The organism is Mycobacterium paragordonae (assembly GCF_003614435.1).
Classification (GTDB): domain Bacteria; phylum Actinomycetota; class Actinomycetes; order Mycobacteriales; family Mycobacteriaceae; genus Mycobacterium; species Mycobacterium paragordonae.
The window spans coordinates 489299-513695 of the sequence record NZ_CP025546.1 but is presented as its reverse complement, the minus strand read 5'-3'; the positions used below and the strand labels follow the sequence as shown (position 1 = coordinate 513695).

Here is a 24397-nt window from a genome sequence, read left to right as displayed (position 1 = left end):
TAATCTCGGCTCGCGACCAGACGCAAAAGCCCCCTTTCCCAGCGCGGAAAGGGGGCTTTTGTGACTGCTTGGCGGCCTAGGGCCTACAGCTGCCAGTCCGAGGCGCCGTCGGGCTTGTTGTAGGTCCCGACGGAGTTCTTGACCACGATCGGGTCGCCACTGCCGAAATTGTCGAAGAACCACTTCGCGTTGGCCGGAGCCAGATTGATGCAGCCGTGGCTGACGTCGCGCTTGCCCTGGTCGGCCACCGACCACGGGGCACTGTGCACGAAGTTGCCGCTGTTGTCGATGCGCACCGCGTCCGACACGGTCACCTTGTAGCCGTTCGCCGAGTTGACCGGTACCCCGTAGGTCGAGGAGTCCATCACCACCGTCGGCATCTTCTCCAGCACGTAGTAGGTGCCGTTCGGCGTCTGGTGCCCACCGGAAGCCATCCCCATCGACATCGGGAAGGTCTGCTGCACCACGCCGTTGCGGGTGATCGTCATCTGGTGCGTGGCGTCGTCGGCCGTCGCGATCAGCGAGTCACCGGTGCGGAAGCTCGACTTGACACCGGCCGCGTCGATGTTCACCGCCGTGTTGGCCGGCCAGAACGACAGCGGGCGCCAGCGCAGCTGCGACGGCGTCATCCAGTAGAACTTGCCCGGCACCGGCGGGATCGACGAGATGTGGACGGCGCGCTCGGCCATCGCCTGGTCGGCGATCGGCACCTGGAAGTTGATGATGATCGGCTTGGCCACGCCCACCATCGCCCCGTTGACCGGGTTGAAGGTCGGCGGGCGGAACGGCGGTTCGCCGGTGAACGGTGTCGGGTCCTGTCCGGCCACCGGACCGGACGCGACCGGGACCGCCGCCGGGTCACCCGGGGGGACGCCGAACGGGTCGGCCAGCGGGGGCAGCGGCGGCAGAGCGATCGGTTCGGGTGCGGGCGGGTCCGCGGGCGCCACCACCGGCCCCGGGTCGCCGGGTGCCTCGTCCGGGTCCGCCAGCGCCGGGCCGGCGCCCATCATGAGCACCGCGGCGACTCCGAATGCGTTGAGAGCGGCGACGAGGCCAGCCCTCGTGCGGCCCCTCTTCGAGCGCGACATACCGTTTCCTTCCGGTCACATACTTCAAGACCTGAACTGGCCCCAGTGTGGCACAGCAGAACCCCTAATTAGCCATTCGGCGAACCCATCGCGACCGTTACCGAGCCCAGTTCAGGCCGCTGACCTGCGCCGTTAGTCGACCTGTGAAATTGCCGGATCCGGGGTATCGACGATGGGACGAATCGCTGCCATCGCCAACAACGCGGCGCCCAGCAGACCCGCGGATGCGGTCAGCATCATCGCCACGCTGCGCTCGTACAACAGGCCGCCCGCCAGCGAGCCGGCCATGATTCCCACCTGGAATGCCGTCACGTACAGGCCCGAGGCGCCGTCTGGGTCGTCGGCGCCGGCGCGCATCGCCGCCGACTGCAGCATCGGCGACACCGCCGTGGCCATGGCGCCCCACAGCACGATCGCCGCCGTGCCGACCACCAGCGCCGTCGTCGCGGAGCGGTGCCAGCCGAAGGCCAGCGCACTGAGCAGCGCCAGCGCGGCGGTCAGGCCCCCCATGCAGACGATGATCGCCCCCTTGGGACGGCGGTCCAGCGGCCGCGCCACCAGCGCCACCGCCAGCACCCCGGCGATTCCGTAGGCGGCCAACAACCACGCGACGTTGGGCCCGCGCACCCCGACGACCTGGCGGACGATCACCACGATGTAGGTGTAAGACACGAAGTGGCCGGTGACGCCGATCATGGTGATCAGGCTCACCATGATCAGCGCCCGGTTGCGGTGATGCGTCGAGCGTCGGCCCACGTACTGCAACTGGTCGGTGGACAGCGTCAGCGGGGGCAGCACCAACCGGGCCGCCACCGTCACCACGGCGGCCGCGACGGTGATGCACACGGCCGCCAGGCGCCAGCCCCACATCAAGCTCAGGGCCGCGGTGAGTGGGCTGCCGATCACCAGCGCCAGGCTGGTTCCGACGTAGATCGACATGGTGGCGCGGCCGGCGTGGCTGGGCGGGACCAGGCGGGTGGCGATCGGAGCGATCACCGACCACAGCAGGCCGTGCGTCACCGCGCACAGCACCCGGCCGGCGGCGAGTACCGCGAAGCTGGGCGCCAACGCCGAAATCAGTTGCGAGACGGTCAGACATACGAGGCTAAGGAGCAGCGTCCGGCGCCGCGGCCAGTGCGCGGTCCAGCGCACCAGCGGAACGGTGGTCAAGGCCGCGACGAACGCGTACCAGGACAGCAACGTTCCCACCAGCACCACACTGACGTTCAGGTTGCGCGCGATCGCCGACAACGCGCCCACGGGCAGCAGTTCCGCGGTCACATAGATGAAGGCCGCCGCGGCAAGCACTGCCAGTTGAACCGCGATCCGTGGCGTCCACGTTCGAGCGGTTGGGGCGATGGTTCCCGATTCGGCAGTCATGGTGTTGTGGTGACACATCGTCCGTGCGCCGAGGCGGCTTACGGACACATTGCGCCGTGACAACCGTACGCAACGTATCCGGGCTTTACCCAAACATTGGGTGTCAACACGCCCGGTCAGGAACGGACGAGGCGTGCGATGGCGGCCGAGGCTTCGGCCAGCTTCTCCTCAGCCTCGGGGCCTCCATCGGCCACCGCACGGGTGACGCAGTGGTTCAGGTGCTCGTCGAGCAGATTCAGCGCCACCGAACGCATCGCACTGTTGACGGCGCTGATCTGGGTCAGGACGTCGATGCAGTACTTGTCCTCTTCGATCATGCGCGCGATGCCGCGCACCTGACCCTCGATGCGACGCAGCCGCTTGGCGTAATTGTCCTTCTGCTGCGCGTATCCGTGTGCTGCCGTCATCAAGTCTCCCAAACGCCATGTCATACCCCGACGGGGTATTACCTCTCGATCATAAACGATTTTGGCGGGATGACGCCGCACCGCATACTTGCTGCATGCCTGAACCCGACATCAAGCCCCGCAGCCGCGACGTCACCGACGGCCTGGAGAAGGCCGCCGCCCGCGGAATGCTCCGCGCGGTAGGCATGGGCGACGAAGACTTCGCGAAAGCGCAGATCGGGGTCGCCTCGTCGTGGAATGAGATCACCCCGTGCAACCTGTCGCTGGACCGGCTGGCCAAGGCCGTCAAGGACGGCGTTTTCGCCGCGGGCGGTTATCCGCTGGAGTTCGGCACGATCTCGGTGTCCGACGGCATTTCCATGGGACACGAGGGGATGCACTTCTCGCTGGTGTCACGCGAGGTGATCGCGGACAGCGTCGAGACGGTGATGCAGGCCGAGCGGCTCGACGGCTCGGTGCTGCTGGCCGGCTGCGACAAGTCGCTGCCCGGCATGCTGATGGCCGCCGCCCGCCTGGACCTTGCCTCGGTGTTCCTCTACGCGGGTTCGATCCTGCCCGGGGTCGCCAAGATGTCGGACGGCAGTGAACGCGAAGTCACCATCATCGACGCGTTCGAAGCGGTGGGCGCATGCTCGCGCGGCCTGATGAGCCGCGAGGACGTCGACGCCATCGAACGGGCGATCTGCCCCGGCGAGGGCGCCTGCGGCGGCATGTACACCGCCAACACCATGGCCAGCGCCGCGGAAGCCCTGGGCATGTCGCTGCCGGGCAGCGCCGCGCCCCCGGCGACCGACCGCCGCCGCGACGGGTTCGCCCGCCGCAGCGGTCAGGCCGTCATCGAACTGCTGCGCCAGGGCATCACCGCGCGCGACATCCTCACCCGGGAGGCGTTCGAGAACGCCATCGCGGTGGTGATGGCGTTCGGCGGCTCGACCAACGCGGTGCTGCACCTGCTGGCCATCGCCCGCGAGGCGGAGGTCGAGCTGTCGCTGGACGACTTCACCAGAATCGGCAAGCGGGTGCCGCACCTGGCCGACGTCAAGCCGTTCGGCCGGCACGTGATGTCGCACGTCGACCACATCGGCGGGGTGCCGGTGGTGATGAAGGCCCTGCTGGACGCGGGCCTGCTGCACGGCGACTGCCTGACCGTGACCGGCCGGACCGTCGCGCAGAACCTCGCCGACATCGCCCCGCCGGACCCGGACGGCAAGGTGCTGCGCGCCCTGGACAACCCGATCCACCCCACCGGGGGCATCACCATCCTGCGCGGCTCGCTGGCCCCCGAGGGCGCGGTGGTCAAGTCGGCCGGTTTCGATTCCGACGTGTTCGAGGGCACCGCAAGGGTTTTCGACGGCGAGCGGGCGGCGCTGGACGCGCTCGAGGACGGCACCATCACCCACGGCGACGCGGTGGTGATCCGCTACGAAGGACCCAAGGGCGGCCCCGGCATGCGCGAGATGCTCGCGATCACCGGCGCCATCAAGGGCGCCGGGCTGGGCAAGGACGTGCTGCTGCTCACCGACGGGCGGTTCTCGGGCGGGACGACCGGGCTGTGCGTCGGGCATGTCGCGCCCGAAGCCGTCGACGCCGGGCCCATCGCGTTCCTGCGCGACGGCGACAAGATCCGTCTCGACGTGGCCAACCACACCCTCGACGTATTGGTCGACCCCGACGAGTTCGCTTCGCGCCAAACGGGTTTCACTCCCCCGCCGCCGCGCTACAAGACCGGCGTGCTGGCGAAGTACGTCAAGCTGGTGGGCTCGGCCGCGAACGGAGCCGTCTGCGGCTGACCGCGTCGGGTGTGCGTCCACCGCGTCGGATGTGCGTCCACCTCGTCGGATGTGCGTCCACCGCGCCAAAATCGCGAATTCCGCACAGCTGCCGCACACCCAATGCGGTCAGCGCACACTCGATGATCGGCGCGAAAGCTAGCGCACCAACGCCATCGCGAAGCCGTCCCACCCCTTGCCGCCGACCGTCTGCAACACCGCGGTGTCCAGACGCGGGTGCTCGCCCATCAGTTGCAGTGTCCCGCGGGTCGCGGCAACCCTGACGTCGTCGGACTCGGTCAGCACCTTGCCCCCGCGAATGACATTGTCGACCACGACGGCCGTGCCGGGACGCCCCAGCCTGATCGCCCACTCCAGGTAGGCGGCGTTGTTCTCCTTGTCCGCGTCGATGAACACCAGGTCGAACGGGCCTCCGGTCACCGTGGGCAAGGTGTCCAGCGCCGCGCCGACCTTCACCTCAACCCGGTCGCTCAGACCCGCCCGCTCCAGGTTGGCCCGGGCGAGTTCGGCACGCCGCGGGTCGAACTCCAACGTGACCACCCGTCCCTGCGGGCCCGCCCCGCGCGCGAGCCAGATAGTGCTGTAGCCGCCCAGCGTGCCGAGTTCGAGAATGCGACGCGCTTGCATCGCCGAAGCCAGCAGGCACAGAAACTTGCCCTGCTGCGCCGACACCGCGATTCGCGGCAGGCCGGCCGCGTCACTGGCCTGTATGGCCGCGGACAAAGCCGGATCCGGTCCGATCAGTGTGCTGTCCAGGAATGCGTCGACCGCTTGCGGGTTCGCTTCTGCAGGCATAAACCACGCTAACTCCTGGCCAGACCGGCGCATTCGAAATACCCGGCCCCAGACTGTTTACCCGTACCCCCAAGGGGTATATGCTGGGTGACGGATCAACCGTCCACAGAGATGAAGGTGATATCGAAATGGCAACTCACGAAGCTGGAACCGAATTGACCTGCGGCCACGAGGGCTGTGGCTGCCGCGTGCGCATCGAGGTCCCCTGCCACTGCTCCGGCGCCACCGAGCCGTACCGCTGCACCTGCGGCGAGGCCCTGGTCCCGGTCCAGTAGGACCGCCGGCCGGTCGTGCGTCCGGACGCGCCGCTCAGCGCCCGAACGTACGGCCGGCCAGCTCGACCTCGGCCGACAGAGTCAGGGCCACCGCCGACGCACCGACAGCTACTGTGTGCCGCCCCGGCGCGATGCGCCAACTCCCGTCGGTATAGCGCGCCAGCAGGCGCGGATCCGCCTCGATGCTCACCCGGCGGGACTGCCCGGGTTCGAGGTCGACCCTCTCAAATCCCAACAGCCGTAACCGGCCCCCGCCCGGCGCCCCGGCCAGGTACACCTGCGGGACATCGGCTCCGCTGCGGTCGCCGGTGTTGACGACGGTGACCGCGACTCGTACCGTGTCGCCGCCGGTCGCCTCCAGGTCGCGATATTCAAAGTTGGTGTAGGACAGGCCGTGTCCGAACGCGAACAGCGGGGCCTGCCCGGTGCGGGCGAACCAGCGGTACCCGACGTCGGCGCCCTCCGAATAGTCGATGGCCGTCGGCGAGCCCAGCAACGGACGCGGCGTCTGACCCAGATCCGCCGGGAAGCTGATCGGCAGCCGGCCCGACGGGTTCACTTGTCCGGCAAGGATTTCCGCGATCGCCCGGCCGCCCTGTTGGCCCGGATACCAGGCCGCGACGATCGCGCTCACCGAATCACGCCAGGGCATCGCCACCGGGTTGCCGGTCTCCAGTACCACCACGGTGTTCGGGTTGGCCGCCGCGACCGCGGAGATCAATGCGTCCTGTCCCCACGGCAGCGACAGGTCGGCCGCGTCGAATCCCTCGCCTTCGGCCCGGGTCGCGAACACGATCGCGACGTCGGCCGCCCGCGCCACCGGCACCGCCTCGGCCGGGCTGATACCGGGATCGAACTCGATGTGCGCCTGCGGCAGCAGTTTTCGCAGTTCCTCGAGCGGGCTCGACGGATGCAGGTACAGATTGCGCATGCCCGCTTCCAGGCCCGCGCCGCCGATCGGGATCACGCCTGCGTAGCCACCCGGCGGCAGCACGGTGCTCGAGCCGTATCCCGCCGGAACCCCGCGGTGGGCGTATCCGCCGATGACGGCGATGCGGCCGGCCTGCAACGGCAGCGCACCGCGGTTCTGCAGCAGCACGATCCCCTGCCGCGCGATATCCAGGGCAATGTCGTTGTGCGCGTTGAGGTCCGGTTCTGGTGCGGGTCCCCACCGGTCGATGCCGACCGCGAATATCGACCGCAGGATCCGCCGGACCATGTCCGACATCCGCTGCTTCGGAAGCCGGCCGTCGGCAAAGGCGGCCCGCAGCGGGGCCCCGAACGTCTCGGCCTGCCACAACAGGGCGTCGATCTGCGCGCCGCACTCCTGGTCGAGACCGCCCAGCGCACACTCCCAGCTCGGCGTGCCACCCCAATCCGACATCACCCAGCCGGGGTATCCCCAGGCGCCTTTCAGTACCTCGTTGAGCAGGACGTCATTGGCGGCGGCATAGTCGCCGTTGACCTTGTTGTAGGCGGCCATCACCGCGCCGGGCCGGCCCCGCTCGATGGCGATCTCGAAGGCCAGCAGGTCGGATTCGCGGTGTGCGTCTGGATCGATGACGGCGTCCAGCCAGTGCCGGTTGGTTTCGTTGCAGTTCAGCGAGAAGTGCTTGACGGTGCAGATGACGCCGTGCTGCTGAATTCCGATGATTTGTTCGGCGGCCATGGCGGCGCTCAACAGGGGGTCTTCGGAGAAGTACTCGAAATTGCGGCCGTTGCGCGGATCGCGGCACAGGTTCATCGCGCCCGCCAACTGCACGTTGAACCCGCGACTGCGTGCCTCGACACCGATGACCGAGCCCGCGGCCCGGGCCAACTCGGGTTTGAAGGTCGCCGCCAATGCCAGTCCCGCAGGCAGCGCCGTCGCGGTATCACCCGCGCGGAACCCGGGATTGGTCACGCCGAGTCCGGCGTCACTCATCCGCAGTGCCGGTATCCCCAGCCGGGCGATCCCCGGCACATACCCCGCGCTCATCGGGACGTCCGGCGGGATCCGTTCGTCGTGCAGCGGCCACATGTCCCCGGCGCCCATCACACCGACCAGCAGCGAGAAACGCTCGTCGTCGGTCAGCGCGGCCTCGACCTCGCGCGCCCGCGCGTCCGGATCCGGGCTCACCGCACCCCCTCCTTGGCGTACACGACATGCAGCACATGGCCGAGTTCGGGACCCATCACCAGCTCCGTCAGCGCGCACATCGTCGCGACGAAGTCCGGCCCGTGTGGCGGCGGCACCCGGCTCAGGTGATGCGCCACCTCATGCAGTATGACGAGCTCACGCATCGCCCAGTCCGCGGTGTCGCGATCGGGAACGGCGATAGTGCCTGCCCCGTCCCGGTTCTCGTAGTGCGCGGAGGTGGCTCCGCGCCGGGCCCGCACCCGCAGCGAAGGCACGTCCGGCCACTGCCGGCGCACCGCCGGCAGCGCCAGCACCTCGTCGACATAGCGCTGCACCGACGCCATCGAGGCGAACCGCCCCTCCGGCGGCAGCGTCAACTGGGTGCCGAAGAAGTCGACGCTGGGTGACCCGTGTTCGGCGGCACGGTCGAACATGACCCGCACGAATTCCTCAGCCGCGTAGACCTTGGCGCGCTGGGAATCGCGGCTCAACGGCCCAGCGCGGTCCGCGCCCCGGGCAGCTCGGGACTGTTCCCCAGGCGCGCCCGGCGCCCCGCCCGGTCGCCCGCGCGTCGCGCCGACGACGAATACCCGGCCGAGGCCCGGTTGGCCTGCCAGGTGCCGCGCGCCTTCGAGGCCTCCCGATAGTGGTCGCGCAGCTCGACTTCCTTGTCCCGCAACGCGATAGCGGTTCCGGGAGCACGGCGACGGTCCTTGGTCACTTCCTGCTTGGCCTGCTCGCGGGCCTCCGCGAGCCGCTGACCGACGCGCGCGCCGAACGCCAGCTGGAAGTTGAGCCGGGCGGTGATGGTGGGTGTCGGCCGGTGCTCACCCGTGGCGAGGTAGGCATCCGAGGCCCGGACCATCTGCACCACCAGGCCGGCGTACAGGGCGTGCGTGGCGTCGATGTCCTCGGCGAACCCGTAGGCATACAGGAACGTCGAATTCGAGGCGATGTCACAGCGCACGTCGTTGGCCGCCGCGATCAGCACGAAAAGCTGCACGTACGTGCGTAGTCCACGGGTGCCCGCGGCACCGATCGTGATGGTGCGCTGGGTGGGGGCCTGGGCCGCCGAACGGTTCGCCGAGTGCGAGCGCGCCACCGCGAGATCGATGGAGGATGCCGTCGCAAGCCGCTGCGCGGCAGTCATGAAAGCCTCGGCCTCGTGCGAGTTGTCGGTGCCCTCCGCCTGACGCAGCAGTGCCGCAATACGGGACAGCATCTTGTCGTCGGTCATGCCGCCAAACTAGCGCAGCGGCACGACAATCCCGGTCGAGTATTCACAGGCGCAGGTTGAGCCAGGACACCACGTCGTCGAGCACCTGATTCTGCTCGGGCTCGTTGAAAACCTCATGGAAGAGGCCGGCGTATTCCTTCAGCTCGACATCAGGGGAACCCACACAGTCCACCAGGCGGCGGCTGCCCTCGATCGGCACCAGCGCGTCGCCGGTGCCGTGCACCACCAGCAGCGGAGTCGTCAACGCCGGGGCCCGCTGCGGCATGGTCTCGCCCACCTGCAGCAACGCGCGGCCCAGCCCGGCGGGCACCTTGCCGTGGTACACCAGCGGGTCGGTGTTGTAGGCGTTGACCACCTCGGGGTCGCGCGATATCGCGTTGAAGTCGAGGGCCTCCACCGGCAGGCCGGGCGTCAGGACACCCAATACCTTGGCGGCCAGCGCCACCACCCGCGGCACCATGTCCTGCGCGGCGACGGCCGGCGCCGACAACACCATCAGGTCGTAGTTGTCCGGGCGTTCCACCCCGTAGGCGAACACGATGGCACCGCCCATGCTGTGCCCGAGCACGATGCGGGTCAGCCCGGGGTTCTCCCGGCTCGCGATGCCCACCAGCGTGTCGAAGTCTCCGGTGAACTCCGAGACGTCGCGGACCATGACGCGCTTGCCGCCCGAACGGCCGTGCCCGCGGTGATCGAGCGCGTAGGTGACAAGACCGGCCTGGCCCAGCCGCTGCGTCACATGGTCGTAGCGGCGGGCGTGCTCGCCGAAGCCGTGGGCGAGAATGACCACCGCGCGCGGCGGAGCGTCCGGGGTCCACACGTCGTAGACGATGGGGACGCCACCGACGCCGTCGAAATTCCGTTCAGTGCGGGTGGTAGTCATCACCGGCAGCTTACGGCCTGCACGGACACTCCTCACGGCATGTTGTCAGACAGTCTGCGTAGTCTCAGACGGGTGAGTGTGCTCACCGAGAATTCGCCATCCAGTGCCGACGGAGATTTCTCCGCCCACGCCGAGCCTTACCGGCGCGAACTGCTTGCCCACTGCTACCGGATGACCGGGTCGTTGCACGACGCCGAGGACCTGGTGCAGGAGACACTGCTGCGGGCCTGGAAGGCCTATGACCGGTTCGAGGGCAAGTCCTCGGTCCGCACCTGGCTGCACCGGATCGCCACCAACACCTGCCTGACCGCCCTGGAAGGCCGCGGGCGCCGCCCGCTGCCGACGGGGCTGGGCAACACCCGGTCGGACCCGACGGCCGAACTCATCGAACGAGCCGAAGTGCCCTGGTTGGAGCCACTGCCCGACACCCAGGACCCCGCCGACCCGGCGGTGATCGCCGAGTCGCGGGAATCGGTGCGGCTGGCTTTCATCGCCGCGCTCCAGCACCTGTCGCCGCGGCAACGGGCGGTGCTGCTGCTGCGCGACGTGCTGCAGTGGAAGGCAGCCGAGGTCGCCGAGGCGATCGGCACCACCACAGTCGCGGTGAACAGTCTGCTGCAGCGCGCCCGGACCCAGCTGGACGCCGTCGCGCCCAGCGCCGACGACCGGCTGGCCGCGCCGGATTCCTCCGAGACGCAGGACCTGCTGGCCCGCTATATCGACGCGTTCGAGACCTACGACATCGACCGGTTGGTGGATCTTTTCACCGCAGAAGCGATTTGGGAGATGCCGCCCTACACCGGCTGGTACCAGGGCGCGCCCGACATCATCACGCTCATCCACTCGCAGTGCCCGGCCGAGCATCCCGGCGACATGCGGATGATCCCCATCATGGCCAACGGCCAACCCGGTGCGGCCATGTACATGCGCGCGGGCGACCGGCATGTGCCTTTCCAGCTGCACGTCCTTGACGTCCGGCCGGACGGGGTGTCCCATGTGGTCGCATTCCTCGACGGTTCGCTGTTCGCCAGATTCGGCCTGCCGGACGCGCTGTGACCGCCCCGACCGCCGTCACGCCGGTGCCCGGCCGGCCCGCAATCCTGTTGGGCGCCTTCGACATCGGTGGCATCGGCTATCGCGCGGAAGAGTTCTTCGTCTCCGGCAGCGCCTCGTCCTACACCCCGGAGCACACGCTGGGCCCGGACGGCCGGTGGCGCGTGACCGCCTCGGACACAGCCGATTACACCACCCGGGTGGTGGTGCTCACTCCCAGCGATGCGGCGGAGTTCAACGGCACCGTGCTGGTCGAGTGGCTCAATGTCAGCGGCGGCATCGACGCCCCGGCAGTGTGGATGATGGCCCACCGGGAAGTGATCCGCGCCGGCTACGCCTACGTCATGGTCTCGGCCCAGAAGGTGGGCGTGGACGGCGGGGTCAGCCTGCTCGGCATCGACATGTCTTTGAAGAGCCAGAACCCCAAACGCTATGGCGGCCTCAGCCATCCGGGTGACGTGTTCGCCTACGACATGTTCTCCCACGTCGGCGGCCTGGCTCGTGAAACCGGTGGCATCCTGGGTGATCTGAGCCCCGAACATGTTGTCGCCGTTGGGGAATCGCAATCGGCGATGTTCCTCACCAGCTATATCAACGCCGTCGATCCGCTGGCCCGGACGTATGACGGGTTCCTGGTGCATTCCCGGTTCGGGCCTGCCGCACCACTGCACGACGGGTCCATCTTCGACGAACTGCAGTCCAGCAATTCACAAGCGGTCAAATTCCGTCCGGACCTGCGGGTGCCGCTCATGACGATCATCACCGAGACCGACCTGTACGGCGCAGGACGGCAGGGCTATTACGCCGCCCGCCAACCCGACCACGACCTGCTGCGGGTGTGGGAGATCGCCGGCGCCGCGCACGCCGACAACTACACGATCCAGGTAGCGCCGATCGACTCGGGTTCCGCGTCGATCGAGGAGTTGGCGGCCGGTTACGCACCCACCGACAACCTGATGGGTCAGCAACTCGACCACCACATCAACTTCGGCCCGCAGCACCACTACGTCGTGCAGGCGGCGCTGGCGGCGCTCACCGACTGGGTGCGCACCGGGACGGCGCCGCCCAGTGGCCCGCCGCTGCAGGTCCGCGAATCCCCACATCCGGAGCCGGTGCTGGACGGCCACGGCATAGCCGCCGGCGGCGTGCGCACTCCGTGGGTGGATGTCCCAGTCGCCCGCACCTCCGGCATCGCCGCCGAGGAGAGCATCATGTCCTCGATATTCGGCACCGGCGAGCCTTTCGACGACGCCACCGTGCGGCGCCTCTACCCAGGAGGCGCGGACGAATACCTGGGCAAGTTCACCGCTGCGCTCGACGCCGCGATCGGGTCCGGGTTCATCCTGGCCGCCGACCGCGAGGAGATCCTGCAACTGGCCGGCGCCACCTACCCGCGCGCCTAGAACAACCGACTGTCCGGCGTCGGCCCCGGCACCGAACGCACCAAGCCCCCTCCGGTCACCAGCGGCAGGTCCAGCGCGGACAGCAGACCCGGGGGCGCCGCGCACACCGCCGGGATGGCATTGACCATCCGGGATGCTCCGGCGATGCGCGCACCGAGATCGTGGTCGTGATCTTCGGCCATCTCGAATTCGCACCGCATGGTCGGGGAACCCTCGATTTCGACGCGGTACAGGCCCCGGCCCGAGGCCGCGCCATAGCCCAGGTCGTTCGGTTGGATGCTGATGTTCGGCTGTGGCCAGTCCGGCGCGATGTCGTCGCGCATCCGCGTCACATGGTCCAGGACGAGGGTGGCGTCGTCCTGCACGTATCCGGTCAGCGTGGAGCGCATGGCCGCGATGGTGCCGGCCGCGATATGCCCGGTGGGCGTGTCGAACGACTCGTCGGCCGCCACCCGTTCCACGGTCTCGTCGATGTGGTCCAGCTTGATGTCGAGCCCGGCGGCGAGTTGGTGCAGCACCGGTCCCCATCCGAAGCTGAAGATCCCGGGCGCGGCGGCGAACGGGGTCACCTCGGGTGGCTGACCGAATCCCAGGATGTCGTACACCGCGGCCTTGTCGGGGTAGGTCGCGTAGTTGAACATCTCGGTCACCCGGATCGACTCGATGGACCGGGCAACGCCCGAAAGAACAAGCGGCAGAACATCATTGGCGAACCCCGAGTCGATGCCGGTGGTGAAGAACGACACGCCGCCGGCCAGCGCGGCGTGTCGCAACGGTTCGGTGAACCCGGGTTCCACCGCGTCGGGAAACACCAGCGGCACCACCGAGCAGGAGACCACGTTCTTGCCGGCGCGCAGGATCGACGCCATGTCCTCGACGGCCTCCAACGGCCGCAGGTTCGCGGCAGCGGCGTACACCACCGCGTCGGCATCCCCGGCCAGCATTGCCGCGGGATCGGTCGTAGCCACGACACCGACGGGTTCGATGCCGCACAGCTCACCGGCGTCGCGGCCGGCCTTGGCGTCGCTGTGCACCACCAGGTCGACCAATTGCAGCCGCGGATGGTCGATGACCCCGCGCAGGGCGATCAATCCCATCGAACCCGGCCCCCATACCCCCACCTTCAGCACTTGTTCTCCTATTATTAGGACGACTATCTTCAGATTTTGGACGGATGGTAAGGAGGTCTTGATGGCGGCGTCAACCGCCAAGTCGCCGCCGACCGGACGCGTGATGGACGTGCTCGCCGCGCTGGCCGACGCACCGCACGGCCGGACCGCGGCCGAACTGGCGAAGGGCTGCGGGATCAGCACCTCCACGTGTTCGCTGATCCTCGCCGAACTGGAGCGGCGCGCGTGGGTGACCCGCTACGAAGACCGCCGCTACAGCCTGGGCAGTGGGCTGTTCGGGCTGGTGCACGGGCTGCGGCGACAATTTCCGCTCCTGGACCGCGGCCGCGACGCCTTGCAGTTCCTCAACGACTCGCTGGGCGCGGGGTGTTCGATGTCGAAGATCGGCGCGCGAAACCTCACCACCGTCGATGCGGTAGGGCACGGCACCGATGGCGAACACGCCGTCGGTCAGCGCTTCCCGATCGACCCGCCGTTCGGGCTGGTGGCCATGGCCTGGCGGGATGATCAGGCCATCGCGGAGTGGCTGCGCCGGGTCACACCGCGGCCGGCCGCCGCCGAAGTGCAGCGGTATCAGCAGGTACTCGCCGACATCCGGGCCCGCGGCTACGGCGCCTGGCGGTTCGACGACACCCACCAGTCACTGCACGACCGGGTGGCGACCGTGCTGGCGTCGCTCGAGCCCACCGCTGCGGTCACCCGTCAGCTCCGCGGGCTGATCACCATGGTGACCTTGCAGTCGGTCACCGATGCGCTCGAAACCGACTTGGCGACAGCCGAATTCGTCGTCTTACCGATCTTCGGCCGGGACCGGCAGCCCGAGTACCAGATCGAAATCCACCTGGGCGGCGCGCCAGGGCTCACGCTGGCCGAGCTCGATGCAGCGCTGCGGCATGCGCAACAACTGCTCACCGCCGGACTGTAGCGGCCGTTACTGTGGAGGCCATGCCTGCCACCGTGGATATCCGGCGCGCAGCCGACCGTGGCCTCACCACCACACCGTGGCTGGAGTCCCGGCACTCCTTCTCCTTCGGTGACCATTACGAGCCGGACAACACGCATTTCGGCTTGCTGTTGGTGAACAACGACGACATCGTCGCGCCGCGAACGGGTTTCGACACTCATCCGCACCGCGATATGGAGATCGTCACGTGGGTACTGGAAGGTGAACTGGCACATCAGGATTCCACCGGCAACCGGGGAGTGATCTACCCCGGTCTGGCTCAACGGATGTCGGCCGGCAGCGGCATCCTGCACTCGGAGAAGAATGGTTCGCCCACGCGGCCAGTGCATTTCGTGCAGATGTGGGTTATTCCCGACGAGACAGGCATCACACCGGGCTACCAACAGGACGAAATCGGCAATCAGCTGGACAACGTCGGCTTGGTCACTGTCGCTTCCGGCATCCCGGGACGTGACGCGGCCCTAAGCCTGCACAACCGAGCTGCCGCACTGCATGTCGCACGACTGTCGGCGGGTGACTCCATTTCGCTGCCGCCGGCGCCCTACCTGCACGTATTCGCGGCTCGCGGCCGCCTCACCCTAGAGGAAGGCGGCGAGCTGACCGAAGGAGACGCGGCTCGCTGCACCGACGCGGACGGCCGGCGGCTCACCGCGCACCAGCCCGCTGAAGTGCTGGTCTGGGAGATGCACGCGAAGCTGGGTGGCTGACCGACACACTAGAGTGGGCTCGACAGACAGGAGCTCTCATGTCTCAGAAGCAGCCCCGCCACGCAGCACCCAAGCCGAACCGGAACACCCGGCAGCTTCGCAAGGTGCGGTTCTGGCTGGCGCCGATCCTGATCACCCTGGCCCTCATGTCGGCGCTGTCCGCGCTGTACCTGGGCGGCATCCTGAACCCGACGACCAACCTGCGCCATTTCCCCGTCGTGGTGGTCAATCAGGACGCCGGGCCGTACGGCAAGCAGATCAGCGACGGCGTGGTGGCCGGCCTGGATAAGGAGAAGTTCGACGTCCGTGTGGTCTCCGCGGCCGAGGCCAAACAACTGCTGGACCGCGCGCAGGTGTACGGCGAGATGGTGATTCCGCCGGGTTTCTCGTCGAAGCTGCGCGACCTCGGGGAGAGCGCGGTGACCGCCAACCGTGCCGAACGGCCGACGATCACGATCTCCACCAACCCGCGCGCGGGCACGCTGGGCTCCAGTATCGCCGGCCAGACCCTGAACCAGGCCGCCTCGATCGCGAACAGCAAAGTAGGTGAACGACTTTCGGCCGACGTAGCGGCTCAGACCGGCGGCGCGCCACTGGCCGGTGCTTCGGTGCTGGCCCTGAACAGTCCGATCGACATCAAGTCGACCGTCTACAACCCGCTGCCCAACGGCACCGGAAATGGGTTGTCGGCCTTCTACTATGCGCTGTTGTTGTTGCTTGCCGGCTTCACCGGCAGCATCGTGGTGAGCACCCTCGTCGATTCGATGTTGGGTTATGTACCAGCTGAATTCGGCCCGGTGTACCGCTTCGCCGAGCAGGTCAACATCTCGCGATTCCGCACCCTGCTGGTCAAGTGGGGGCTGATGGTGATCCTCGCGCTGGCCACATCGGGCGTGTACATGGCCATCGCCCACGGGCTGGGAATGCCCATCACGCTGGGCTGGCAACTGTGGCTCTTCGGGGTCTTCGCGATCAGCGCGGTGGGCATCACCTCGAGTTCGCTGATCGCGGTACTCGGCTCGATGGGCCTGCTGTTCAGCATGCTGATCTTCGTGATCCTCGGCCTGCCGTCGGCAGGTGCCACGGTGCCACTGGAGGCCGTGCCGCCGTTCTTCCGCTGGCTGGCCGAATTCGAGCCCATGCACCAGGTCTTCCTCGGGGTGCGCTCGCTGCTCTATCTCAACGGTCACGGGGACGCCGGATTGCGCCAGGCGCTGATCATGACGGGCATCGGCCTCGTGATCGGAGTTCTGGTGGGCGGCATCATCACCCGCATGTACGACCGCAAGGGCTTCCACCGCATTCCCGGTGCGATCGAACACGCCATCGCCGCCGAGCATCAGGCGCACCACCAGCGCGAGAAGGCGCGCGAGGGCGTCCCCCAAAACGAGGGTGCGACGGAGGTGGCAACCGAGGAGCCGACCGAGGTGGCAACTGAGGTGACACCCGGGGATGCGATCGAGTCCGAGACTCGCCCCGCGCCCATGCCGCAACCCGCTTCCGAAAGTGCAAGCGGGCAAACGTAATTCGACCGCGCCCGGACCGTCACCGGCCTGTTACTTAAGTTGACAGTGTGACGGATGTGGCTGATCCTGGGAGAGTTGCTTCTCCGGATATTGGCCGAAAGGGCTTCTCGTGCCGACGCCAGCTGCCGTCCTGCGCAGACTCACGGCAAGTTGTGCCGCCCTGGCGTTGTGTGTCGCACTGGCGAGCACCACGGGGCAGCCCGTCGCACACGCCGCGGATGCCCGGGAACTGTTGGAGCAGGCCATCGCCAACACCAAGGGCTCGTATCTGGTCTACAACTTCGGCGGCGGACACTCGATGCCGCTGTTGGACGGCGCCGGCCACGGATACGAGATGAACAACGGCGGCCACTTGATGATCATCAAGCAGGCCTCGAGCCGGCTGCAGCCGCACCTGCTGGTGGACAGCCACCAGGGTGACCAGGCCCGTTGCGAGAACAACACCGGCGCGCGGACCAGTGAAGGCCTGATGCAGGCGTCCGAGATCTATGCCCCGCTGCAGGCGTGGCAGCGCATGGGCCAACCGACCATCGCGATCAACGCCAACTTCTTCGACGTTCGCGGCCAGAAGGCCGGTTCCTGGCGCGAAACCGGGTGCAGCTCACCGCTTGGCGCATTCGTGGACAACACCCACGGCCAGGGCCGCGCGAACCAGGCGGTCACCGGCACCGTCGCCTACCCCGGCAAGCAGGGCCTGTCCGGCGGCGACGAATCCTGGACGTCGTTGACGACGATGATCCTGCCGGCCGGCGGCACGCCATATGTGTTGCGGCCCAAGGGTAGAGAGGACTACGACCTGGCCACGCCGGTGATCGCCGACCTGCTGAACAAGAACGCGAAGTTCGTGGCGGTGGCCGGCATCGGGCTGCTGTCACCGGGCAACACCGCGCAGTTGCACGACGGCGGTCCCAGCGCGGCGCGCACCGCTCTGGCCTACTCGAAGCAGAAGGATGAGATGTACGTCTTCGAGGGCGGCAGCTACACCCCGGACAACATTCAGGACCTGTTCCGCGGCCTGGGCAGCGACACCGCGATCCTGCTCGACGGCGGCGGCTCGTCGGCGATCGTGTTGCGCCGCGACACCGGGGGCATGTGGGCCGGAGCCGGGGCGCCGAAGGGCTCGTGCGATACCCGGCAGGTGCTGTGCGACTCCCACGAGCGGGCACTGCCCAGTTGGCTGGCCTTCAACTAGCTTTCGGGCCGAACCGGAAGATCAGCATGCTGGTGCCGACCACGGCGGCCGCGAGTCCGAGCACCGGGGCCACCGCCACCCGGGTGATCGTCGCGCCCACCGTCGCTCCAGCGCACATCGTCAAAATCACGCCGTAGCGCAGCTTTTCGCGGTCGGCGGTGCCGCCGGCCAACCGGCTGTCGACCCCGAGCCCGACGATCGTCGACGTCAGGACCGTGGTGGTGAGTTCCTGGATGCCGAACTGGCGGGCGGTGGAGTGCTGCAGTCCGAAAACGATCGCCATGCCGCCGATCAGGAACAGCTTTGTGTTGTCGACGTAGCGGCACACACCGGTGCCCGCCATCGCCGACAAAATGCTCAACAGCACCACTTCGATGCTCAACGCCGTGGTGATCCAGTGCCGGGTCCGTTCCCCGAAGTACCGCATCAGCCTGCCACCGAGGATGGTGCCGGCGACGAAGGTGGGGAATGCTACGACGACGGCGGTCAGGTCGACGGTGGATCGCGGCGCGAACCAGAAGCCCAGGAAGATCACGTTGCCCGTCATGTTGGCCACGAACACATGCCCAAGCTTCAGGATGGCGATGGCGTCAGCCAACCCGGTGGCGAACGTCAGGAGCAGCAGCGCCGTGACGGTCGACCGGTAGGACACCGGGGAGATGACGGCCATGGCGAACGGGCCTACAGCTGCGGCGTCACGTCCAGCGAGGTGATGGTGGTCATCCTGGTCACCAACCAGCGGTCGCCCTCGCGCTTCATCGACATCCGGTACGACAGGTACTGCAGCGACGGGATGTTCTTCTTCAGCGGGGTGGTGGCGGTGGTGTTCGTGTAGACGATCACGCTGGCGTTCGGGCCTTCGAGGGATTCCACCGCCACGCCGGTGACCTCGGTGGAGTTGGTGATCTTCAGCTGTTTGTTGGGCCCGACGACCTTCTCCTCGACGAACTTCCGGTACTGAGCGCCGAAGTCGCCGGTGAGGTATCGGCCCGCGCGGTCAGCGAGGGTGTCCATGTTCTCCGGCGTGTAGCTCCACAGCGTGGTGATCGCATTGGCCGCGGCCCGGGCCACCTTCACCTTGACTTCGATGGTGGCCCGCTCGGCGAGGTAGGGCTGCACCACCGCGGCCGCGAAGGCCGCGGACCCGACGAACAACGCCGCCACCAGCGCGACGACGACGGCAGCCAGTCGCCCGGGCTTGCGCTTCTTCTTCGGCTTGGCCGGTTTGGCCGGCTTGGCCGCCTTTGCCCGCTTGGCCCGCCTGGTCCGCTTGGCCGGCTTGGCTGCCGCGCCTGCCTCGCCGGCCTCGCCTGCCGCGCCGGCCTCGCCGGCCTCGGTGTCGCCTGCGTCGGCGTCGGCCGCCTCGTCGCCACCAGCGGCGTCGTCCTCTTCCGGCGAATCACCTTCTGCCGCTTCGGTTTCCGCCGCCGGGGCCGCCGCCTCGACGGTCTCGGAGTCGGTCAGATCACCTGCTGCAGGTTGCTGATCTTCCACTGATTCCCTTCCTGCGTAGCGGTCGCCGACCAACGGTTGGTGTTCTCGAAGACCTGTTTCCCGTCCGGTGACTTGGAGGTGACGTCGGTGGCTACCAACACGGTCACGCTGCCGTCGTCGTTCCAGCGTTCCACGCCGGCTTCTAACACCGTCCCGGTCGAACGCTCCGCGCGGGCGACCTGGAACAGGATTTCGTTGGCCTTGTCCGTGTACTGCTTGGCGAAGTCGCCCGTCGCCTGGGCCAGCACCCGGTCGATGTACTCGTTGGCATGGAACGGATCGATGGAGGTGAAGCCGGTCATGAACCACTTGACGTAGTTGACCGCCTGGACCTCCCGCTCCGCGACATGCTCACGGGATTGATGGTCGACAAGCACGAAGGTGGACAACGCGATCGCCGCCACCATCACCACCGGGGCGATCGAGGAAACCAGCGGCAGTGCCCACCGTCTCGGCGGGATGGACTGCGGGACGAGCAGCGACTCCTCGCCGGGTTCGAACTTGCGCCGCGGGCTCATTTGCCCTCCCCGGCAGGCTTCGGCTTGGCCAGCACGGTGAGGTCGTCGACCAGCCAATGGCCTTCGTCGCTCTTGAGGAACTTCACTCGGACGCTGGCGGTGATGTATCGGGTGTCCGGTCCCTCGCCGCGGCGCCCCTGCAGGAACAGCAGCATCGTCGCGCTGTTCGGAGTGGCCTCCAGCACCGAGTTGGTGGAGCCCCAGTACTCGTTGATGACGGGATGGCCCTTCTGGACCACCTCCTGCTGAGCGGCCAGGTTCTTGCGATACCTGTCGGTGGTCAGATTGAGGGCGCGGGCGAAATCGTCCTTCAGATTCTTCGGGTCGTACGTCAGCATCTGGGCGACGATCTTGGGGCCCTGCGTAGAGATCTCGGCGCGGGTCCGGTCGGTGGCCTGCGCCCGGGCGTAGACGACGCCGTAGCCCACGCCGGCACCGCCCAGGCACAGCAGCGCCGCCACAGCCAGGGCCACCGCCGTCCACTTCCGCACCTTCTCGGCGCGCTCGTGGGGGACGACCCGCAGCACCTCGGTGCGCAGCAGCATGTCGGCGAAGGTGCGGCGCTGCGAATCCCAGAGCGGCCAGAACCAGCCCACCAGCAGCGCCGCGGTGTCGATCAGGTGCGCCAGGTCGCGCAACAGCAGCCACCACGGGCTGGTTTCCTTACCGTCGCGCCGGGCCACGGCGATGCCGAATTGTGCGCGTCCCAAACTCCAGCCGGTGACCGTCGGCAGGAGCAGTCGGTTGACCAGCACCGCCAGGATCACCAGCGCGCACACCACCATGCACACCCACCACCACACGCGGTAGGGCGGCAGCGCGAGCGAAACCAGAGCCATCGTGGTCGCTACGGCCAGGCCGGCAAGCACGTCGACGGAGAACGCCGCGACGCGCACATGCCAAGGCGCCAAGGCCTTCTCGGGTAAGTCCTGGGTGGCGGTCCGGGTGTCTTCGGCCACCACCGTCACTTCGTCACCTGGTCGAGCTTGGAGATCTTGTAGGTCCCTTCGGTCGGGGCCATTCGGACCCGCAGCCGGTAACCGGTCTCCTGGTTCTGCTGCTGGTCGTTGGAGACGCTGATGCGCAGGGCGATGAGTACGTCGACCGAGCCGTCGGGATTGTTGCGCTCGACGGCCGCGCGCATGTCGGACACCTTCAGATGCACGTTGGCTGCCTGGTAGGCCTGCACCAGCATGCTGCTGTAGAGCAGCGCCTGGGTGCGGTACTGGTCGGTGCCGCAGTCGACGATCTTCTGCTCACTGGCCGCCATGCTGCTGATGTCCGGCGCCTGGGTGGCGGCGACGCAGTCCTTGGCCACGGCTAGCGCTGCCGCGTCGTTGTGCTGCAAGGCCGCAATGTCCCGGTGCGCACGCAGCGCGTAGTAGCCGCCAAAACCGATGCAGCCGGAGAGGATCACCAGGATGGCCGCGACGCCGATCAGCCACGCCCGGCCAAGCCGGGACTTACCCCGCTCGACGGCCGGGTCTCCCGCAGTTTCGGTTCCGGACGGTTCGGCCTCTGCGATGGCTTCCGCTTCGGTTCCGGCCTCGGGTTCTGTCGAATCCTCGGCCGAGACCGCGGTGTCGGTCGACTCGGCTCCGGCCTCGGATCCTTTCGAATCCTCGGCCGTCACCTGAGTGTCGGTCGGGTTGGCCTCAACTGCGGACTCGGTGGAATCCGTCGCCTCCGCCTTGGTGCCCAGCGAATCGTCCTTATTGATGGGGTTCAGCCGGCTGGTGCCAGCATCTCCTTCCATCCGTCGTCTCCTGTTTTCATCGAGTTTGCGACGGAGTATTTGACCCCGTCGGGCCCTACCAGCTCTCCACTCTGCGGACTGTAGACCGCGGAGGGGGGCCCGCCCGGAGTGTAGACGCAGGGGTTGGGCTGCTGTCCGTTGCACTGCACCGCACCGGTGCCGGGACGGGTCAGCGGGTCGCTGATCGGCGGCGGTGTGCCGCCCGGTGGGAGCCGGTCGGCCGGGGCCGGGTTCATCCCGTTGTTGACCGACGGCGCGGGTACCACCAGGCCCGGCTTGACCGGCTGATCACACCGCGCGGCGGGCGCCGGGCAGGTCAGCAGCTGGTTCGGGTCGCCGTACCAGGGGTTCGTACCCGCCGGCTCATACGGCTTGGTGCTACGGCACTCGCGCGGAGTCGCGGCCCGCTTGCCGGGCACGTCCACACACGGAATGTTGCGCGAACCACGCACGCTGTTGGACGGGGTGTCCATCGGGATCTTGCAGTACGTCCCGACCGGCAGCGGCTGCGTGCTGGTGTCGGCGAACGACCGCCACTGCTCGGCCGGGATGAAGCCGGTCAGGCAGGGGGGCGGCTGGTTGATCGCCAGCGCCAGGTCCAGGGCCGCCATGTTCGGGAACCGCGCGGCCACCGTCTGTGCGATCGATGCGCCCTGCGGCAGGAACACCAGGACCTGCTCGAGGCCCTTGTGGTAGCGCTTGAGCAGATCGAACACGACCTCGAGGTTCGCCAGCGTCTGCGGCAGCGAGTCACGGACATCGGTGAACACCTCGTTCACCTGGTCTGCCGTCGGAGCGGCCTGGGTCAGCACGCTGCGCAGGTGCTGGTCCTCCTGGGCGCTCTGGGCGGCCAACGTGTTCAGGTTGCGCGCCCAGCGCTCGATCGCGCTGCCCGAGTCGACCTGGCTCTGCAGGATCGGCCCGGAGTTCTGGATGATGTCGTTGACGTCGTTGATCTGGGTGTGGAAGTCGCCCACGATCGCCTGCGTCGCATCCACCAGCCGTTGCAGGGCCGGCCCGAGGCCACCGACCGCCAGCGCCGTCTCGTCGAGCAGCTTCGGAATCTTCTCCTTGGGCAACACCGCGAGGCCACGGTTGGCGGTGTCCAGCGCCGGCCCGATCTCGCTGGGCACGGTGCCCTTGGTGATGGTCTGACCGGACGCGAAGAACTTTCCTGGGTTACCCGTCGAGACCAGGTCCAGGTACTGCTCACCGACCGCCGACACCGAGTGCACGTTCGCGGTGGCGTCGATCGGGATCTTGTAGCGGCTGTCGATGCTCAGCGTCGCCTTCGCGCCCGCGGGAGTCGGCTCCACCTCGGTGACCTTGCCGATCGTGATACCGCGGTAGGTCACGTTGGCCGTCGGGTACAGACCACCGGAGGCCGGCAGGTTGGCGGTCAACTCATAGCGCCCGATGCCGACCAGAGTCGGAATCTGCAGGTAGTAGATGCCCAGCACGGACAGCGCGACCACTGTCAGCGTCAGGAACATCCACAGCTGGCGCTTGATGAAGGGTGTCAGCATTGGCCTCGCTCCGCCCTTTCCACCAACGGCCCGCCCGGTGCGTCGTTCGGGTTCGACGTGTAGCGAACGTCGGGGATCATCGTCTCCGGGTCACGCCCGAACGACTGCTCCAGGGCCCGCAGAGCTCCGGAGAATCCGGTACCGGTCAGCACCGCGTTGTCCATCGCGCTGTAGGTCACGTCGAGCGTGGCCGACACGTTCTGGTAGTCGCCGCGGAAGATCTTCGGCACCGCGTCGATGTCGAACGGCTGCGTCAGGATCAGCTTCAGCGCGCCGATCAGGTACGGCGAGCCACGGCCGAGTTCCCGCAGCGGGCACTGCAGCGACTGCAGGTCGGTGTGCAGGTTGCCGCGGGCTTCCGACAGGTACTGGTCAGCGGCACCGCTGAGCCGGCCCACCGAGTCGACCGCATTGATCAGCAGGTTCTTGGTGTCCGCGAAGTGCTTGATCAGCGGCGGGAAGTCGGTGAGCACCCGCTCGAGCACGTCGTTGCGGTTGCCCACGTAGCTCAGCAGCCGGTTCGTCGAGTCGATGGCATGGGTGATGTCGTCGCGCTGCTCGTTGAGCTGCCGGGTGAAGGTGTCCAGCCGGTTGAGGAAGCCCCGGATCTGGTCGCCCCGGCCGTGGAAGATCGCGTAGATCTCGTTCTGCAGCACTTCCAGGTTGGGGATACCGCCGCCGCGCAGGATCAGCGAGACGACCGCCAGGGTCTGCTCGATGTTGGGATAGGCCGACGAGTTCTTCAGCGGGATGGTGTCGCCGTTGCGCAGGAGTTCCTTCGACGGGTTCTCCGGCGCCAGCAACTCCACGTGCTGGGACCCCAGCAAGCTGGTCTGGCCGATCTTGAGGATGGCGTTCTTCGGGAGCTTGGTGTCCTTCTTCAGCCCCAGCGTCAGGGTCGCGATCCAGTTCTTCAGCTCGATCTTGCGGATCGAACCCACCTCGACGTCGGCGACCATCACCTTGCTGTTGCCGTTGATCGCCAGCGTGTCCGGCACCTGCGCGTAGACGGTGTAGGCGTCGCTCCCGCTGCCCGGCGCACCGGGGATGGCGACCTGCGAAATGCCTTTCCAGCCACAGGAACTCAGCATCAGGGTGGCCACCAGCAGCACCAGCACCTGCCAGGTGCCGCGGCGGATCCTGCCAAGCATCCC

Annotated in this window: 23 protein-coding genes and 1 pseudogene; 8 read left to right on the top strand and 16 right to left on the bottom strand. The window is 67.8% G+C overall.

The window, feature by feature from the left end; translation table 11 throughout:
- Nucleotides 1–83: 83 nt before the first annotated feature.
- The 3 genes from C0J29_RS02405 to ricR all read right to left on the bottom strand — a co-directional run bounded on the left by C0J29_RS02405 (nt 84) and on the right by ricR (nt 2875).
- The gene (locus tag C0J29_RS02405; RefSeq protein WP_065162648.1) at nt 84–1088 is read right to left on the bottom strand and encodes a L,D-transpeptidase; all 1005 of its coding nucleotides are present in this window, start codon (nt 1086–1088) and stop codon (nt 84–86) included.
- A 132-nt stretch (nt 1089–1220) separates the two neighbouring features.
- On the bottom strand, nt 1221–2468 hold the full coding sequence (locus C0J29_RS02400; RefSeq protein WP_065048481.1) for an MFS transporter: 1248 nt from the start codon (nt 2466–2468) through the stop codon (nt 1221–1223).
- Between the two features lie 116 nt (nt 2469–2584).
- Nucleotides 2585–2875 (bottom strand): copper-sensing transcriptional repressor RicR, encoded by a 291-nt coding sequence (gene ricR / locus C0J29_RS02395; RefSeq protein ID WP_065048478.1) that lies wholly within the window; start codon nt 2873–2875, stop codon nt 2585–2587.
- Nucleotides 2876–2970: 95 nt separating this feature from the next.
- On the opposite strand from ricR, the gene ilvD reads away from it, so the two are divergent.
- Nucleotides 2971–4665, top strand: coding sequence for a dihydroxy-acid dehydratase (gene ilvD, locus C0J29_RS02390; protein ID WP_120791427.1), 1695 nt, complete (start codon nt 2971–2973; stop codon nt 4663–4665).
- Nucleotides 4666–4803: 138 nt separating this feature from the next.
- Here the strand turns inward: ilvD and C0J29_RS02385 are convergent, their stop codons facing one another.
- Nucleotides 4804–5460 (bottom strand): O-methyltransferase, encoded by a 657-nt coding sequence (locus tag C0J29_RS02385; RefSeq protein WP_065164352.1) that lies wholly within the window; start codon nt 5458–5460, stop codon nt 4804–4806.
- 128 nt (nt 5461–5588) lie between these two features.
- On the opposite strand from C0J29_RS02385, the gene mymT reads away from it, so the two are divergent.
- Nucleotides 5589–5735: a copper-binding metallothionein MymT gene (mymT, locus tag C0J29_RS02380; RefSeq protein ID WP_065048380.1), complete on the top strand. Its 147-nt coding sequence runs from the start codon at nt 5589–5591 to the stop codon at nt 5733–5735.
- A 34-nt stretch (nt 5736–5769) separates the two neighbouring features.
- Here the strand turns inward: mymT and C0J29_RS02375 are convergent, their stop codons facing one another.
- Genes C0J29_RS02375 through C0J29_RS02360 form a run of 4 tightly spaced genes read right to left on the bottom strand, consistent with a single transcriptional unit; the run spans nt 5770 to nt 9974 of the window.
- Nucleotides 5770–7854, bottom strand: a complete 2085-nt coding sequence (locus C0J29_RS02375; RefSeq protein WP_174814884.1) for a glycoside hydrolase family 3 protein — start codon at nt 7852–7854, stop codon at nt 5770–5772.
- Nucleotides 7851–8345, bottom strand: a complete 495-nt coding sequence (locus C0J29_RS02370; protein WP_120791426.1) for a TIGR04338 family metallohydrolase — start codon at nt 8343–8345, stop codon at nt 7851–7853. The genes C0J29_RS02375 and C0J29_RS02370 overlap by 4 nt, the downstream gene beginning before the upstream one ends.
- Nucleotides 8342–9091 (bottom strand): DUF2786 domain-containing protein, encoded by a 750-nt coding sequence (locus tag C0J29_RS02365; protein WP_120791425.1) that lies wholly within the window; start codon nt 9089–9091, stop codon nt 8342–8344. Before C0J29_RS02365 ends, C0J29_RS02370 begins: the two co-directional genes overlap by 4 nt.
- A gap of 43 nt (nt 9092–9134) precedes the next feature.
- The gene (locus C0J29_RS02360; RefSeq protein WP_065048374.1) at nt 9135–9974 is read right to left on the bottom strand and encodes an alpha/beta hydrolase; all 840 of its coding nucleotides are present in this window, start codon (nt 9972–9974) and stop codon (nt 9135–9137) included.
- Here C0J29_RS02360 and C0J29_RS02355 point away from each other — a divergent pair.
- Together C0J29_RS02355 and C0J29_RS02350 are read left to right on the top strand one after the other, a co-directional pair.
- Nucleotides 9922–11030: pseudogene (locus C0J29_RS02355) on the top strand (sigma-70 family RNA polymerase sigma factor). The gene C0J29_RS02360 and the pseudogene C0J29_RS02355 overlap by 53 nt on opposite strands.
- Nucleotides 11027–12430 (top strand): alpha/beta hydrolase domain-containing protein, encoded by a 1404-nt coding sequence (locus C0J29_RS02350; RefSeq protein ID WP_120791423.1) that lies wholly within the window; start codon nt 11027–11029, stop codon nt 12428–12430. Before C0J29_RS02355 ends, C0J29_RS02350 begins: the two are co-directional and overlap by 4 nt.
- Here the strand turns inward: C0J29_RS02350 and C0J29_RS02345 are convergent.
- On the bottom strand, nt 12427–13560 hold the full coding sequence (locus tag C0J29_RS02345; protein ID WP_120791422.1) for an NAD(P)H-dependent amine dehydrogenase family protein: 1134 nt from the start codon (nt 13558–13560) through the stop codon (nt 12427–12429). The two genes, C0J29_RS02350 and C0J29_RS02345, sit on opposite strands and share 4 nt — an antisense overlap.
- A gap of 61 nt (nt 13561–13621) precedes the next feature.
- On the opposite strand from C0J29_RS02345, the gene C0J29_RS02340 reads away from it, so the two are divergent.
- From C0J29_RS02340 to C0J29_RS02325, 4 genes are all read left to right on the top strand, one after another.
- The gene (locus C0J29_RS02340; protein WP_242460604.1) at nt 13622–14485 is read left to right on the top strand and encodes a MarR family transcriptional regulator; all 864 of its coding nucleotides are present in this window, start codon (nt 13622–13624) and stop codon (nt 14483–14485) included.
- Nucleotides 14486–14505: 20 nt separating this feature from the next.
- Entirely contained in the window at nt 14506–15231 is a 726-nt protein-coding gene (locus C0J29_RS02335; RefSeq protein ID WP_120794501.1) for a pirin family protein, read from the top strand.
- 38 nt (nt 15232–15269) lie between these two features.
- Nucleotides 15270–16757, top strand: a complete 1488-nt coding sequence (locus C0J29_RS02330; protein WP_120791421.1) for a YhgE/Pip domain-containing protein — start codon at nt 15270–15272, stop codon at nt 16755–16757.
- 109 nt (nt 16758–16866) lie between these two features.
- Complete coding sequence (locus C0J29_RS02325; protein WP_120791420.1) at nt 16867–17949, top strand: phosphodiester glycosidase family protein; 1083 nt, start codon at nt 16867–16869, stop codon at nt 17947–17949.
- On the opposite strand, the gene C0J29_RS02320 is transcribed toward C0J29_RS02325, so the two are convergent.
- The 7 genes from C0J29_RS02320 to C0J29_RS02290 are packed head-to-tail and all read right to left on the bottom strand — an operon-like array spanning nt 17942 to nt 24394.
- Nucleotides 17942–18619: a YoaK family protein gene (locus C0J29_RS02320; RefSeq protein WP_120791419.1), complete on the bottom strand. Its 678-nt coding sequence runs from the start codon at nt 18617–18619 to the stop codon at nt 17942–17944. The genes C0J29_RS02325 and C0J29_RS02320 overlap by 8 nt on opposite strands.
- Before the next feature lie 11 nt (nt 18620–18630).
- A complete protein-coding gene (locus C0J29_RS02315; protein WP_120791418.1) occupies nt 18631–19443 on the bottom strand; it encodes a mammalian cell entry protein in 813 nt (270 codons plus the stop codon).
- Nucleotides 19410–19961 (bottom strand): mammalian cell entry protein, encoded by a 552-nt coding sequence (locus C0J29_RS02310; RefSeq protein WP_065048355.1) that lies wholly within the window; start codon nt 19959–19961, stop codon nt 19410–19412. Before C0J29_RS02310 ends, C0J29_RS02315 begins: the two co-directional genes overlap by 34 nt.
- On the bottom strand, nt 19958–20929 hold the full coding sequence (locus C0J29_RS02305) for an RDD family protein (RefSeq protein WP_120791417.1): 972 nt from the start codon (nt 20927–20929) through the stop codon (nt 19958–19960). Before C0J29_RS02305 ends, C0J29_RS02310 begins: the two co-directional genes overlap by 4 nt.
- Nucleotides 20926–21717: an Mce protein gene (locus tag C0J29_RS02300; RefSeq protein WP_120791416.1), complete on the bottom strand. Its 792-nt coding sequence runs from the start codon at nt 21715–21717 to the stop codon at nt 20926–20928. Before C0J29_RS02300 ends, C0J29_RS02305 begins: the two co-directional genes overlap by 4 nt.
- On the bottom strand, nt 21687–23243 hold the full coding sequence (locus tag C0J29_RS02295) for a virulence factor Mce family protein (RefSeq protein ID WP_120791415.1): 1557 nt from the start codon (nt 23241–23243) through the stop codon (nt 21687–21689). The genes C0J29_RS02300 and C0J29_RS02295 overlap by 31 nt, the downstream gene beginning before the upstream one ends.
- A complete protein-coding gene (locus C0J29_RS02290) occupies nt 23237–24394 on the bottom strand; it encodes a virulence factor Mce family protein (RefSeq protein ID WP_065048347.1) in 1158 nt (385 codons plus the stop codon). The genes C0J29_RS02295 and C0J29_RS02290 overlap by 7 nt, the downstream gene beginning before the upstream one ends.
- Nucleotides 24395–24397 lie beyond the last annotated feature (3 nt).